Raw genomic sequence first — 14767 nt, 5'->3', positions numbered from 1 at the left:
GGTGTCACCTTTTTTGAGAGCCGGAGTGGAAGGTGTCTGCGGTTTGTCCGTAGAAGGTGTTTCCGGTTTGGCAGCGGGCGTTTGACTTTCATTCTTATCATTGGAAGAAGTTTCCGGTGCTTCTGTTTCTGGCCTTTCCGTCAGTGGCGGATGCGTAACCGGAGTCTCGGTCTCCGTAGCCGGGGTTTCGGTTTCGGTCTCAGTTTCGGTGGCCGGAGTTTCGGTCTCAGTTTCGGTGGCTGGAGTTTCGGCCTCAGTTTCGGTGGCCGGAGTTTCGGTCTCAGTTTCGGTGGCCGGAGTTTCGGTCTCGGGTTCAGTAGCTGGAGTTTCGGTCTCAGTCTCACCGCTGCCATTTTCGGTCAAGGTGATCGTGTAAGTTTTTGTCTCAGAACCGTCTTCTGATACGGAAATCAGAGTAAACTGTTTGTCGCTTACCGGTATGACGCTTACCGCTGCGTTCACATCGTTGGAAATCTTCAGAAGATTGCTGTCAAAGGAATCTCCTGTGATCTTGTAACTGGTATTCTGATTGAACGTAATGCTTTTTGTTCCGTAAGTGATACCTTTTAAGGATGCAGATCTGTTTCTTGTATAAGAAATGCTGCTGCTCATAACTTCTACTTCCGTCAGACCAATAAATTTGCCGGTATCATGTCCGAGGATAATACGAACGGCGATCGGATTGATGGTACTTTTCAGTTTGAAGCTGTAACCGTTGGAGATTTTATCGGTAGCAGAACCGGTTGTCACATCCGGGATTTTTACAGCCTCTTCATGGTCGATCTCCACGAAATCGGATCCGTCCAGGGAATATTCAAATTTGACGCTGGTTGGTTCCTGGGAAGTGGAAACATTCTCGGTATAGTAGTAGAGATTGATTTGATCTACTAGGTGAGCAGTAGCCCATGTCAGGGTAATCACCGGAGAATCTGTATCGTTTCTTGTATTCCAGTTGGTCCAACGCAGAGAACTGGAACTTCCGCCTCCGTTTGTATCGCTGCGGATACCGTCTACGATCGCCAGAAGGTTGTCTGATGCACTCTTACAGCTTTGTGTCAGATCCAGATAATCCGGAGCGATATTGACACTCTCGCCGTAAACCGGGGAAGCAACACGGATGCTCGCAGTTACTGGATAAGTCTCTCCGAGAGCGGTTACACTGCCATTTATGGTCACAAGGCCGCCAACCTTGGAAAAGCTTGTATTTGTCAGTTTCGAAGTATCCCAGGTTACCGGAAATTCTTCAAATGCAGAACCGTCTTTGCTGTAGGTCATGGAAACCGTTGGCAGGGTTGGCATGGTATCCGGTGCTGTAATACCGGAATAATTCTGGGCAGTGACAATCTGGCTGTATACGTGGATCGTCATTGTTACCGGGATTTTTTCTTCTCCGTTTTTGATAGAACCAGTCACCTGGAAGATGGCTTTGCTCTTTTTCAGGGCATCTTTGTCATAATCATTCCAGGTTACTGGAAGATTTTTCGTTGTTCCATTTGCAAAAGTAGCCTCTACACTTTGCGGAAGCGGGATACTGGAAGAACCGCTGAGAATATAGCAGTGTTTTGACATGCGGTAGCTGCTTATCGCATCGGAAGAAGTATTTGCAGCAGCTTTTGTCTGGATGCGGATACTCTGGGCAGTCATGCCGCCAGATGTAATATTCAGTTTGATATCACCGGCATCTTTGGTGGATTTTATGATCACCAGTGCTTTTCCGGCGTAAGCATTGATCCTGGCAGATGTGCTGTCTGGAAGAACGCTTGCCTGCTGGAATTTATCCGTGGTTGCCTGGTCTCCGTTGTCCACGCCGGCAATGCTGCCGTTGCCTTCCAGAGTAAAGTTGATGGTATTGGTTGCTTTGGTGTTCAGGTTTCCGTTTGCATCAGTCACATCAACGGTGACATAAGCAAGGCTGCTGCCATCGGCGACAAGTTCTGTTTTGTCAGCACTGACTTTCAGTTTTGTTGCTCCATCCGGAGTAGAAACAGAAGCATTGCCTTCAAACTCTGTGATTTCTTCGCCGTTTTCATCGAAGGCTTTTGCAGAAATCGTACCTTTTTCAAATGCAACATTGAATACGGCGTAGGTGGCATCGGAACCGTTTCCATTGGAAGCTGTACAAACGCTGCTGTTGTTGCTTACAGAAGAGTAAGTGTAGTAAGTATGACCGGCAGCAGAAGTGTGTGCCTGCCTAGTAGTGGTACCGATCAGAGTACCGTTGCGGTAAAGTTCTACCTTCGGTGCATTGCTGTATACCCATACCGGTGTTTTGCCGCCTGAGGTAAGCATATTGTTGCTGTCCCATGCAGTGACAAGGTGAAGCGTGTTTTCTTCTTTATTCCATTGGCTGCGGTAGAGATAATAGGAATCTTTCGGAAAACCGCTGGTTTCTACAATACCAAAATAGCTGCTGTTTGGAATAGCACCGCTGTAGCTGACAGAACCGCTTCCGGTGCCGTTCCATGGAGTCGGTTCACCGATGTAATCAAAACCGGTCCATACAAATTCACCGGCAACACTGTCGGACTGATAGGTATTGTAAATGGATTCATGTGCTGTGATTCCCCATCCAACAGCAGAAGTATCATAGCTGGTCAGATGGAATTTACCGTCGGCATTGGCACGGGTTGCCTGTGTACTGTAAATACCGCGGCTGTTGACATGGGAAGATGTTTCACTGGCGAGGATCACACCGCCGTACTGTGAAGCAAGGCTCTGCAGCTGGCTGCTGGTGTTTGCATAGTTGAAGCCGACTACACCGCCGTTTTTCAGGATCGTATTTAAAACGGCAACCAGTCTGGAATCACCGCCACGGTTGTTGTCACCGCTGGTGGTCGGTCTTGTAGCGTCTTCCTCTTTGATCCAGTTGATCATATTCTGGGCGATGCCTGCGTAGGAGCCGACATTGTTCCAGTAGGTACCTTCCTGTACCTCATTGCACAAAGACCAGAGGATGATGGAAGGATCGTTGCGGTCACGGCGAACGACGGATCTTGCTGCAAATTCTGCCCAGGTCATGTCACTGCTGCTGCCAAGCAAGCTGTCATCGCCAAGTGTTTTGGTAAAATAGGAGCTGAAATCATAGCTGTTTTCGTTTTTCGGATCTACCCATCCATCGAACAGTTCTTCGATCACAAGAAGTCCAAGTTTGTTGCAAATTTCAATAAAATCTTTGTCACCTGGATTATGTGTGATACGGATTGCATTGGCTCCCATATCTTTCATGATCTTAAGCTGGCGATACATGGCATCGTAGTAGGCGGCAGAGCCTAAGGCACCCTGATCGTGATGCATGCAGACACCATTTAATTTTACATTTTTTCCATTGAGGGAAAATCCGCTGCCGCTTGTAAATTTATACCAGCGGAATCCAAAGGATGTATCATAAGTATCGGTTACTTTTCCATCGGAAACAAGTTCTGTGCGGACATAATAAAGGGTCGGATCGTCCACAGACCAGAGAATCGGGTCTGCAACCAGGGTAGAGAGTTCTGCTTCGGAAACAGAGTTTGCGGCAATGCTTATGGTTTTCTGGACAGTATCCGAAACTTTCTGATTCCCGGAATCGTAAACGGTTGTGCGGACAGTAACATCGGCAGAAGCGTTTTTGTCATTGACAACTTCTATTTTTGTGCTGACGCTTCCTTTTCCACTTTCGATATCCGGTGTAGTGACAGTCGTTCCGTCTACAGCAACGTGTACCGGGTCCGTAACGATCAGATTGACATCACGGTAAATACCGCTGCCGGAATACCAGCGACTGGACGGTGTATTATGCACAACTTTGACTGCAATGACATTCTGCGTGCTGCCGTCACAGGTCACATAATCGCTGATATCAAGAGAAAATGGAGTATAACCGTAGTGATGTTCCCCAATCTGCTTTCCGTTCACATAGACATAGGTATTGTTGTAAACGCCGTCAAAATTGAGAACGAGTGATTTGTCGGAAAGATTGGAAGGGAGTGTGAAAGATTTGCGGTACCAGCCGGTGCCGCCCGGCAGAAAGCCGCTTTCTGCCTCGCCGGATGTTGTGAAGTTCTGGCTGATGCTGAAATCGTGCGGCAGATCAACAGACTGCCAGTCAGCATCATTGAAATTCGGATTCTGTGCAGAGGTGGAATTTCCAAGAAAGAATTTCCATCCGGAATTGAAAAGGTTGGTGCGTTTCGTAACGATCTGGCTTACGGAAATGTCTTCTGCCTCCCCAAACGTGGCAGAAGAGGCGGCAGCGTTTGTCATGCTTCTCGGGATTGCCGGAATACAAAGAGAAGCGGCTAATGTGACTGCCAGCAATTTTTTGATGTTCTTTTTCATGGGTTCCTCCTTCTTAAATAAAATGGTTTAAAAATACCATGATATTATCTTAGCAGTTTTTGGACAAAATGACCAGAAAAATGTGTGGAAATCCATAAAAAATATGCGAAACCTGAAAACACAGGTTTCGCATACGGGATTGTTTTGATAAATCTGACCATTTTCTGCCAAAGCAGAAAGGATACTGGTTATTTCAGCTTCAGTTTTTTGCTCATGCCACTCTTGGTCAGCTTCTTCTGGAAAGCAGCCGCTTTTTTCTTATTGTTCCGGATGCTCTTTGGAACACTTACGGTCACTTTGGAAGCCGTCTTTTTGAAGGCTTTGGATTTAATCGTTTTTACAGAAGTTCCCTTGAAAGTTACTTTTTTAAGTTTCTGGCATCCGTAGAAGCTGTTTTTGCCAATGGACGTAACATTCTTTCCGATAATGACAGATTTCAAATTTTTGTAGTTTTTAAATGCATTTGCCTGGATCTGAGTTACCGTAAAGGTGGTTTTGCTTGCAGCATTTTTTACAGTGTTTGGAATCGTTACTTTTGTTACTTTACCCGGTTTTCTGTCTGTTCCCTTGACAACGGCTACCGTCTTTTTGGAAACATTCAGGACTTTGTACTGGATGTTTTTAACCTTAAAGGTGTCACCTTTTTTGAGAGCTGGAGTGGAAGGTGTCTGCGGTTTGTCCGTAGAAGGTGTTTCCGGTTTGGTGTTTGGAGTCTCTGTTTCTTTTGTATCCGGAGTTTCCGTTTCCTCCGGGATCAGCGGTACATTTTTCAGAACAACAGAATAAGTTCTGCGACTCTTTCCGTCTTCAGCTACGGAAACAATTTTGATTTCGCGGTTGCTTACCGGGATAACGGTGACGGAAGCATTTTCCGGATTGGTGAAGCTCAGTCCGTCAAAGGAAGTTTCTTCGATCTCGAAGCTGTTATCGGTTCCCGGAGTAAGCTCGGTATTGCCGATCTTGATCGCACTCAGATCTGCACTTGTCTTTGCATAGTAGGAAGTGCTAGGACTCATCACCTCACATTCATTCAGACCGATGTAACCGGTATAGCTGAAGGTGATGCGGATTGCGATCGGGTTGATCGTTTCTGCAAATTTGTAGCTCAGACCTTTGGTCCACTGATGCAGAGAAGAATCATTGATCTCTTCCGGTTCACCGACCGGTGTGATTTCTTTCCAGTCATTGGAAACAATTTCGCCGTTTTCATAACCACTGCTCAGTGTATATTCAAATTTTACCTTTGTCGGCAGTGTAGAGAGAGAATCGGTGGCTGGCTGATAGAAATAGAACAGGTTGATCTGGTTGGTAGCAACCGCAGTTGCCCAGTCCATGGTGATCACAGCATCGCCGTGTGTGGAATCGTTTCGCTTGCCCCAGGTACTCCAGCGGGAGTCGCTGTAACCATTGTCAGAACGATTTCCGTCAATGATGGCTGTCAGTGTATCATTGTATGGTCCGTTGTCAGTCAGATGCAGGGCAGCAGTTGCCACGTTATCGTGTTTGTCAACCACCGGTTCTGCAACACGTACGCTTGCAGTGATCGGGTAGGTCTCACCAAAAGCAGAAACCTTGCCGTTGATGGTTACAATGTCACCAATATTTTTGAAAGTATCTGCGGTGACACCGTTCATATCCCAGGTAATCTCGCGTGCTTCAAAAGCAGTTCCGTCTGCGTAGTAAGTCATGGCAGTTTTTGGAAGTTCCGGAATGGTATTTGGTTTTGTGATGCAGGAATAATTTTCTGCAACTTTGATCTTGCCGTAAATATGTGCGGTTATGTAAACATCTACGGTTTCTGTTCCGTCTGTGAAGGAACCTTCAATACGGAAAGAACCTGCTGTTTTCAAAGCTGCTTTGTCATAGGTGCCCCATGTGATCTTGCAGGTTTTTGTTGTTCCGTCTGCATAAGAAGCAGTCACACTTGCAGGAAGCTCAATGTCAGAAGATCCGACCGGTGCATACAGATGTTTTGTCATACGGTAGCTTGTCATGGAAGTGTTGCTGCCATCCGAAGCACTGACGGTTGTTACGGTAGCTTCACCGCCGGTCAGACTGTCGGATTCTGCTTTTACGGTAAAGTTTCCGGTTTTGTTTGTAGAACGTACGATTACCAGAGCTTTTCCGGCATAGGCATTGATGTTTGCGGAAGTTGTGCCAGTGAGGACAGAAGCCTGCTGATATTTGCTTACTGTTGCCTGGTCACCGTTGTCAACACCAACGATCTCACCGTCACCGGTAAGGGTAAAGCGGATATTGTTGGTAGCTGTAGTATCCGGATTTCCGTTTGCATCGGTAACATCTACAGAGATATAAGACAGGCTGCTGCCATCTGCGGTGATGCTCTCTTTGTCTTTGCTTACCACAAGTTTTGCAGGTGCATCCGGTGTGGAAACAGAAGCAGTTCCTTCAAAGTCCGTGATCTCTTTTCCGGATTCATCGTAAGCTTTTGCAGAAATGGTTCCTTTTTCGTAAGCTACATTGAATACGCTGTACAGAGATTCAGAGTTTGCCCCAGAAGTTGTGGTGCATACGCTGTTGTCAGCAGACTGTGTGGTGTAGGTATAGTATTTGTGACCTGCGTCGGTTGTATGGACGGTACGTGTGGCAGTGCCGACTTTTTTGCCGTTGCGGTAAAGTTCCACTTTTGCGGCATTGGAGTAAACCCATACCGGAGTCATGCCACTCTTGTTGATCATATTGTCGCTGTCCCATGCCGTTACAAGATGAAGCGTGGTGTCATCCTGTTTCCACTGGCTGCGGTACAGATAGTAAGTATCTTTCGGGAAGCCGGTTGTCTCAACAATACCAAAATAGCTGCTGTTCGGATAAGGATTTCCATTTGAGGAACCAGTGCCGGTGCCATTCCAAGGAGTCGGTTCACCGATGTAGTCAAATCCGGTCCATACACATTCGCCGGCAACTTTATCTTTCGTTACGGTATCCCAGATAGAGTCATGGGCTGTTTTACCCCAGCCTACTTTGGAAGTATCATAAGATGTCAGATGGAGTTTGCCGTCTACGTTCTGGTTGTTTGCGGTAGAAACATAGATACCGCGGCTGTTGGTAGCTGAAGAAGTCTCACTTGCCAGGATCACGCCGCCGTTATAGTCTGCAAGACGGTCAAGATCGCTGCTGCTTGCGTAATTGTAACCGGCAATACCGCCGCTTGCAACAACTTTAGCCATGGCACCGGCAATATTTCCGCTCGTTGTTTTGCGGTTGCTTCCGAGAGTCGCTGGATGCTGCGTATCTACTTCTTTGATCCAATTGATCAGGTTCTCGGCGATGGTCGGATAGTTTGCAGTACTTCCGGAACATCCCTCGTCAATCTCATTGCCAAGAGACCAGAGGATCACAGAAGGATCGTTGCGGTCACGTTTTACCATGGATTTGATGGCAAATTCTGCCCAGGTCATGGAAGTGTCACCGTCCAGGATCTCATTGTCACCGGTCAGAGTCTTGTTAAAGTAAACGGAGAAATCGTTGCTGTTTCCGTTCTTTGCAAGTTCCCATCCGTCAAAAGCTTCTTCGATCACCAGGATACCAAGCTCGTCACAGATATCAATGAAATCTTCATCGTATGGATTGTGGGTGGCACGGATTAGATTAACACCCATATTTTTTAAAATAGAAATCTGACGGTACATGGCATCACGGTATGCAGCAGAACCGAGAGCACCCTGGTCATGGTGCATACAAACACCGTTTAATTTTACATTTTCTCCATTTAAAGAAAAGCCGGTGTTTTTGGTAAACTTATACCAGCGGAAGCCAAAAGTTGTGTCATAGGTATCCACAACGCTTCCGGCAGAAAGGATCTCTGTGCGTACATAGTACTGTGTCGGATCATCCAAAGACCAGAGGGACGGATTGGTGACAACGTTGTTTGTAGAAGCTTCCGCAGAAGAACCGGCTTCAACCGTCAGAGTAGTTTCGGCAGATTCTGAAACTTTCTGGCCTTTTTTGTCGTAAACGGTATTGCGGACAGTGATGTTTGCAGAAGAGGTTCCACTGTTTGCAACCTTTACTTTTGCAGAAACAGTTCCGACACCATTTTCGATATCCGGGGTTGTGATCTGTGTGCCGTTCTGGATTACATGGATCTGATCGGCAACGATCAGTTTTACATCACGGTAGATACCGCTTCCGGAATACCAGCGGCTGGAAGGAAGTTTGTTGACAACTTTGACAGCGATCACGTTGTCTGTGAGACCGTCGCATACCAGATATTTGCTGATATCAAAAGCAAAAGAGGTGTATCCGTAGTGGTTTTCACCAACCTGTTTGCCATTGACATAGACATAGGCATTCTGATAAACGCCGTCAAAACTCAGGATAACAGACTTTCCGTCACATCCTGAAGGTACGGTAAAGCTTTTACGGTACCATCCGGTTCCGCCCGGTAAGAATCCGCTTTCTGCTTCGCCGGATGTTGTGAAATTCTGGCTGATGCTGAAATCGTGCGGAAGGGTTACGGCATCCCAGGAACCGTCATTGAAAGAGGTGCTTTCTGCACCGGAAGGATCAGAAAGGGAAAATTTCCATCCATCATTAAAAAGGGTACTTCTTTCGGAACCAAGTCCGGAAAGGGCAATTTCCTCTTCCTGTGTGAAGGTCGTGCCGGAAGTGGCAGCGTATCCATATGCACCCGGGATTGCCGGAACGCACAGGGCAACTGACAGCATAACGGCCATCAATTGTTTCATTCTCTTTTTCATAGAACTCTCCTTTGAATGAATATAGAATCTTTGGTTGCAGACGTTGTAGCATACAGAGTGCAAATATGCCAGAACTCATATGCGTTCGACTTGAAAAGGGCAAATTTGTTTCTGATGTACAAACGTGTGTTACAATTTTAACACTAACAGGTAAAAATGACCATACCTAAAATAAAAAATATGGCAACTGTGAAAAGATTTCACAATTACCATATAAAATCGGTGAAAATTTGTCTTAAAGAAGAACTGTTCAAGAATGGAACTGCATTTTTACAAGACAGATTTCACTTTTTGTTCCAAGACGCATATTCGGTCCCCATACACCGGCACCTGAGGTAACAACACTGTAGGCATTTCCTTTTTTCAGAAGACCGTAAGGATTCTCCCACATCAGCGGCAGGAGCAGATTGCCGGGGAAAAGCTGCCCGTTGTGCGTATGACCGCCAAGGATCAGATCAGCACCGGCATCCGCAAGAAGCGAAAGTTCTTTTGGCTGATGGTCGATGATCAGGATCGGTTTGGACTTGTCCAGATGTTGTGTAAGCTGATTCGGAGTTAAGCGTTCTTTTTCGGAAATCAGTTTTTTGCAGCGTGCAGGATCTTTTCTTCCGATTAGATAGAAGTGGTTCTCGATCAGACGGACTTCGTCATCCAGCAGAGTCATGCCGGCATCGTGAAAAAACTGCTCAAACCGTTCATCGGCATTTTCTTTCTGACCGCCGAAGGTAAAACCGGCGAGAATCGCCTCGTCCAGATCGTGATTTCCATAGCAGCAGTAAGTTCCGTACGTGCTTTTCAGAGCGGATAAAATGGATGCACATTTTTGAGGATGTTTTATCGCATGAAAATCATTGTCAAACGTATCCCCTGCCACGATGATCAGATCCGGCTGCAGTTTGTTGATCCGTTTTACAAGGCGTTTCAGAAAAATTTCGTCTGTGTTATAGCCTAGATGCAGATCGGCGATCAGGGCAATCTTCAGAGTGTCATGTCCGCTGCAGCTTTTGGCAGAGGAGATATTCCAGGTTGTTGTGTAGAGTTTTTTGGCATGAAAAAATCCATAAAAACTGAAAAAAAGGATCAGAACGCCGGTAAAAAAGCCGGTGGCTGCAAACATCAGTTTGGAATGAAACCAGGAAGCATCGGCAAGCGGAGAAAAATAGAGCAGGATGCGGATGAAATCTGCAATGCCGATACCGATCAGGGCATAGAGAAATGTGCCCAGCCACAGATTGCTGATGTGTTTTAAAGTCCGATGCAGTCCATCCGGCTTTTTGATCAGAAAAGAAGACAGCAAAGTGGTAGCTGTCAGAATGTACAGGGCAGAAAATCCATAGCGGAAAGCAGCCAGAGCAAAAATATTATTGCAGACGGCCATCCATTTTAACATCCAGTTTAAAACATAAAAGCACACCGCAAGATAAAAGGGTGCAAGAAAAAGTGCGGCCATAAGAATCTCCTTTGTGATCGTGAAAACTTTACTTTCTGTGATGCCAGGGTCAAAAGACCTTTTGATCTCAATATCTTTTCTGTCAGTATAGCACAGGATTAGAAAAGAAAAAAGTGGAAAGGCACAGCAAAAAGAAAATCAGCATATGATAATATAAATCTGCTTCGAGGTTTTTCTTTGAAGACATTTCCAAAACCACTTACCGTCAAAGAAGAAAAATACTATCTCCAGAAGTATAAAGAAGGCGACGAGGAGGCAAAGCAGATTCTCATTGAACGTAATCTGAGGCTGGTTGCCCATGTGGCTAAAAAGTATCAGCATCCGGATGAAGATGCAGATGATCTGATATCCATAGGGACGGTTGGCCTTATCAAGGCAGTCCTGACCTTTGATCATACGAAAAACAACAGATTGGCGGCCTATGCGGCAAGATGCATTGACAATGAACTGCTGATGATGCTGCGGTTAAAAAAGAAGACTTCAAAAGAAGTCTCTCTCTACGAACCGATCGGTATGGATAAAGAAGGAAATGAAATCTGCCTGGTAGATATCGTGGAAGGAAAAAATACAGACCTGGCAGAGATGATCAATAAAAAGCAGGAAATCCGTGAAATGTATCATTATATGGCACAGTTAAATGAAAGGGAGCGACAGATACTGAGTCTGCGTTATGGGATCCTTGGACAGAAGGAAACAACACAGCGGGAAATTGCACAGAAACTTGGTATTTCCAGATCGTATGTCTCCAGGATTGAGAAAAATGCCCTGAGCAAACTGCGTTCCTGTTTTCGGGAAAAAGGAAAAACAGGCATACGCGAAAGCAGATGACAGGAAAAAAAAAGCGTGTTACACTGTGCGAAGGAGGAAAAGAACGTGATCTATCTTATGAGAACAAAAGAAAGAATGGAAAAAAGTGCCGCACGGCATAAAATACAGAGCAATATGGCAAAAAGAGTACTCCTTTACGGCATCAGAAAAGAATATTCGTTAAAGGAACTGCCGGCTATTGGAAAAGGAATCTACGGAAAGCCTTACTTTCCGGAATACCCGGAGATTTGTTTTAATTACAGTCATGCGGATGCCGGCATTTTATGCGGGATCGCAGAAACACCGCTTGGCGTGGACATAGAACGTCTGATCCATCCGACGGAACGTCTAATCCGTGCGGTATGCCATGAAAATGAAAAAAAGATGTTACTCGCAATCGAAGATCCTGCCGTGCAGATCAGATACTTCAGCAAAATCTGGACGGCAAAAGAAAGTTATCTGAAATGCATCGGAACAGGCATCCGGCAGAAGCTTTCGAATCTGGATCTTTCCGAAGTACTCGATGGAAAGACCTATGAGGAAGTGTATCATTTTTTCTTTCTGGACGGAGAAGATTTTCAGGCGGCAGTCTGTCTGAAAACAAAAAAAATGCTTTCGAACCTTTCTGTTATTTATATGGAAGAAAATGAAAACAATAATCTGTAACGTTTAAAAAGAAAGTGTTGCATTTTAAAAGAAAATATGATAAACTGGAAACAATCTATCATTATTTCCGCCATTTCGGCACATTATCACAACGAATCAAAGGAGAAAAGAATATGTTCAGCAGAGTCTTATCCGCAGCCATCTGCGGAATCCAGGGTCTGCCGATTTTTGTAGAAGCAGATGTCAGTGAAGGGCTTCCGGGATTTTCCATGGTGGGAGATCTGTCAGCGAAAGTAAAAGAAGCACAGGATCGGGTTATGACAGCATTTCGCAACAGCGGAATCCAGCTTCGTCCGAAAAGAATCACAGTCAATCTCTCTCCGGCAGACATACATAAAGACGGCAGCAGCTATGACCTTCCGGTAGCACTTGCCATTCTTGCAGCGTACCAGCTTTTGCCCATGGAGACTTTAAAAGGTGTCCTGGTGGCAGGTGAGCTGGGATTAAATGGAGCAGTCAAAGGGATCAAAGGGGCGTTGCCCATTGTTCAGCTGGCAAAAAAAAACGGATGTCATACCTGTATCCTGCCGGAGAGAAACCGCACAGAAGGAGAAATGGTATCGGATATCCACATTGTCGGAGTAAGTACCTTAAAAGAAGTATTGCACTATCTTCAGAAAGGCACAATCCCCGGGAAAATCAAAAAAGATGTATATAATATAGAAGAAACAGAAATTCCTGATTTTGCAGATATTCACGGTCAGAGTGCAGTGAGGAGAGCCGCAGAGATTGCGGCCGGCGGAAGACATCATTTTCTGATGATGGGACCGCCCGGAGCCGGGAAATCGCTGCTTGCAAAATGTATGCCGGGTATTCTGCCGTCCCTGACAATGGAAGAGAGTCTGGAAGTATCTTCCATTTACAGTGTGGCAGGTTTACTGTCCAGTCAACAGCCGCTGATCAGAAACCGTCCATTCCGTGCACCGCACCATACCATATCGCCTTCTGCCCTGGCAGGCGGAGGCAGGATTCCGCGGCCGGGAGAGATCAGTCTTGCACATAAAGGTGTCCTGTTTTTGGATGAATTGGCAGAGTTTAAAAGAGAAACGATCGAAATCTTGCGGCAGCCTATGGAGGAGCGAAGAGTCCATATTTCAAGAGTGTATGGGAGCTATGTGTTTCCGGCAGACTGTATGATCGTTGCAGCCACCAATTTCTGCAAGTGTGGGAATTTTCCCAATCTTGAGAAATGTATCTGCAGTGAGGCGGAGATACGCCGTTATCAGAGCCGGATCAGCCGCCCGATCCTTGACCGCATGGATATCAGTGTGGAGGCCGTAAGAGTAGATTACGATGCACTGATCTGTGAAAAGAAGAGTGAAGATTCCAAGACGATACGAAAAAGAGTTGAGATGGCGGGGCAGATCCAGAGGGAGCGTTATCGGGATACCGGTTATCGCTATAATGCCGATCTGGATGCGGCGGGTATTAAAAAATATTGTAGGACCGGAGAAAAAGAAAAGAAAGTTTTACGGGATGCTTATGAGAAAATGGATCTTACGGCAAGAGCGTGTCATAAGATTTTGAAGGTAGCCCGTACTATTGCGGATATGGAGCAGAAAGAACAGATTGCCGAAGAACATCTGTATGAGGCGATCGGTTACCGCATTTTTGAACAGCGGCAGATCTGGAGGTGAGACAGAAGGGATGCAGGAAAAAGAAGAAAAAACAGAGGATGAAAAACGGAGAGAAAAATGGTTCTGGCTTTGCAGTATCTTAAGCTTTGGAAGAAAAGAAAAACAGATGCTGCTGGATTTTTTCGGTACGCCGGAAGAAATATGGCAGGCCGATGAAAGAGAAATCGGTGAAGTTTTTTGGAAAAATGAAGAACATAAGAAAGCCTTTTTTCGTGAAAAAGCTGCCTGGGATGCGAAAAAGGCATGGAATGAAATGCAGAAAAAAGGCATACGTTTTATCAGCTGTGAAGATACATCCTATCCGCAGAAATTAAAAGAAATTTATGATTATCCGTTCGGACTTTTTATAAGAGGTGAGCTTCCAAAGGAAAATGAGAAGACCGTGGCGATCGTCGGTGCCAGACTGTGCAGTGCCTATGGCAGACATTTTGCGGTAAAGATCGCAGAAGAGCTGGCAGGATATGATATTTCACTTGTAAGCGGCATGGCAAGAGGAATCGATGGCACTGCCCAGAGAGCTGTCATAAAAGGAGGCGGAAAGAGCTATGCGGTACTTGGATGCGGACCGGATATCTGTTACCCGATGCAAAACCGGGATCTGTATCAGAATTTACTGAAAAATGGAGGAGTCTTATCGGAATATCCGCCGGGAAGCAGTCCGCTTCCTTTTCATTTCCCAATGCGAAATCGCATTATCAGTGGCCTTTCGGATTTGGTGATCGTGATAGAGGCAAGAGAAAAAAGCGGATCACTCATCACAGCAGATCAGGCACTGGAACAGGGCAGAGATGTTATGGTGTTGCCGGGCAGAGCCGGAGATGCACTCAGTGCCGGATGCAACCGCCTGATCGACCAGGGAGCCGGCATTTTTCTCTCCACAGATCAGATCCTGGAACGTCTTAAAATTAAGAAAAAAAATCATACAAACACAAAAAAAACATACATTGCACTTGAAAGCGAAGAAAATTTGGTGTATAGTGTTCTGGAATTTCAGGCGAAAAATCTTCAGAGCATAGCAGATGAGACAAACCTCACCCCGCAGAAAGTAAGTGCAATACTGGTTCGCCTGATGCTGTGCGGGCTTGTTGCGGAGGATGTAAAAAATCATTATTCGAAGGTCTGAGGAAAAACAATAAGCACTGTGAAAGCCGTTGCACCGATTTTGGGCG

At 45.7% G+C, this 14767-nt stretch carries 7 protein-coding genes; 4 read left to right on the top strand and 3 right to left on the bottom strand.

The window, feature by feature from the left end; translation table 11 throughout:
• From ACLTL4_RS00995 to ACLTL4_RS00985, 3 genes are all read right to left on the bottom strand, one after another.
• A partial coding sequence (locus ACLTL4_RS00995; protein ID WP_412320159.1) for a glycoside hydrolase family 2 TIM barrel-domain containing protein occupies window positions 1-4317 on the bottom strand: 4317 nt, incomplete at its 3' end.
• A 188-nt stretch (window positions 4318-4505) separates the two neighbouring features.
• Entirely contained in the window at window positions 4506-9038 is a 4533-nt protein-coding gene (locus ACLTL4_RS00990) for a glycoside hydrolase family 2 TIM barrel-domain containing protein (protein ID WP_412320158.1), read from the bottom strand.
• 250 nt (window positions 9039-9288) lie between these two features.
• Window positions 9289-10488: a metallophosphoesterase gene (locus tag ACLTL4_RS00985; RefSeq protein ID WP_173866033.1), complete on the bottom strand. Its 1200-nt coding sequence runs from the start codon at window positions 10486-10488 to the stop codon at window positions 9289-9291.
• 177 nt (window positions 10489-10665) lie between these two features.
• Between ACLTL4_RS00985 and sigK the strand changes: the two genes are divergently transcribed.
• The 4 genes from sigK (at window position 10666) to dprA (ending at window position 14721) form a co-directional block, all read left to right on the top strand.
• Entirely contained in the window at window positions 10666-11316 is a 651-nt protein-coding gene (sigK, locus tag ACLTL4_RS00980) for an RNA polymerase sporulation sigma factor SigK (RefSeq protein ID WP_022118867.1), read from the top strand.
• Between the two features lie 45 nt (window positions 11317-11361).
• Window positions 11362-11961, top strand: coding sequence for a 4'-phosphopantetheinyl transferase family protein (locus tag ACLTL4_RS00975; RefSeq protein ID WP_022118869.1), 600 nt, complete (start codon window positions 11362-11364; stop codon window positions 11959-11961).
• A 113-nt stretch (window positions 11962-12074) separates the two neighbouring features.
• Entirely contained in the window at window positions 12075-13598 is a 1524-nt protein-coding gene (locus tag ACLTL4_RS00970) for a YifB family Mg chelatase-like AAA ATPase (protein ID WP_412291106.1), read from the top strand.
• Window positions 13549-14721 carry a DNA-processing protein DprA gene (gene dprA / locus ACLTL4_RS00965; protein WP_243860711.1) on the top strand — a complete coding sequence of 391 codons (1173 nt, stop codon included), beginning with the start codon at window positions 13549-13551 and terminating at the stop codon, window positions 14719-14721. The genes ACLTL4_RS00970 and dprA overlap by 50 nt, the downstream gene beginning before the upstream one ends.
• The last annotated feature ends 46 nt before the right edge of the window (window positions 14722-14767 follow it).

Source organism: Hominisplanchenecus sp. (assembly GCF_046967715.1).
GTDB classification, from domain to species: Bacteria; Bacillota; Clostridia; order Lachnospirales; family Lachnospiraceae; genus Hominisplanchenecus; species Hominisplanchenecus faecis.
The sequence above is the reverse complement of the archived record's forward strand: the minus strand, read 5'-3'. Positions and strand labels throughout refer to the sequence as shown.

What these genes read in the sequence shown, in the direction of transcription:
- ACLTL4_RS00985 (WP_173866033.1), bottom strand. Translation starts at nt 10,488, where the DNA reads ATGGCCGCACTTTTTCTTGCACCCTTTTATCTTGCGGTGTGCTTTTAT.
- dprA (WP_243860711.1), top strand. Translation starts at nt 13,549, where the DNA reads ATGAGGCGATCGGTTACCGCATTTTTGAACAGCGGCAGATCTGGAGGT.
- ACLTL4_RS00970 (WP_412291106.1), top strand. Translation starts at nt 12,075, where the DNA reads ATGTTCAGCAGAGTCTTATCCGCAGCCATCTGCGGAATCCAGGGTCTG.
- ACLTL4_RS00990 (WP_412320158.1), bottom strand. Translation starts at nt 9,038, where the DNA reads ATGAAAAAGAGAATGAAACAATTGATGGCCGTTATGCTGTCAGTTGCC.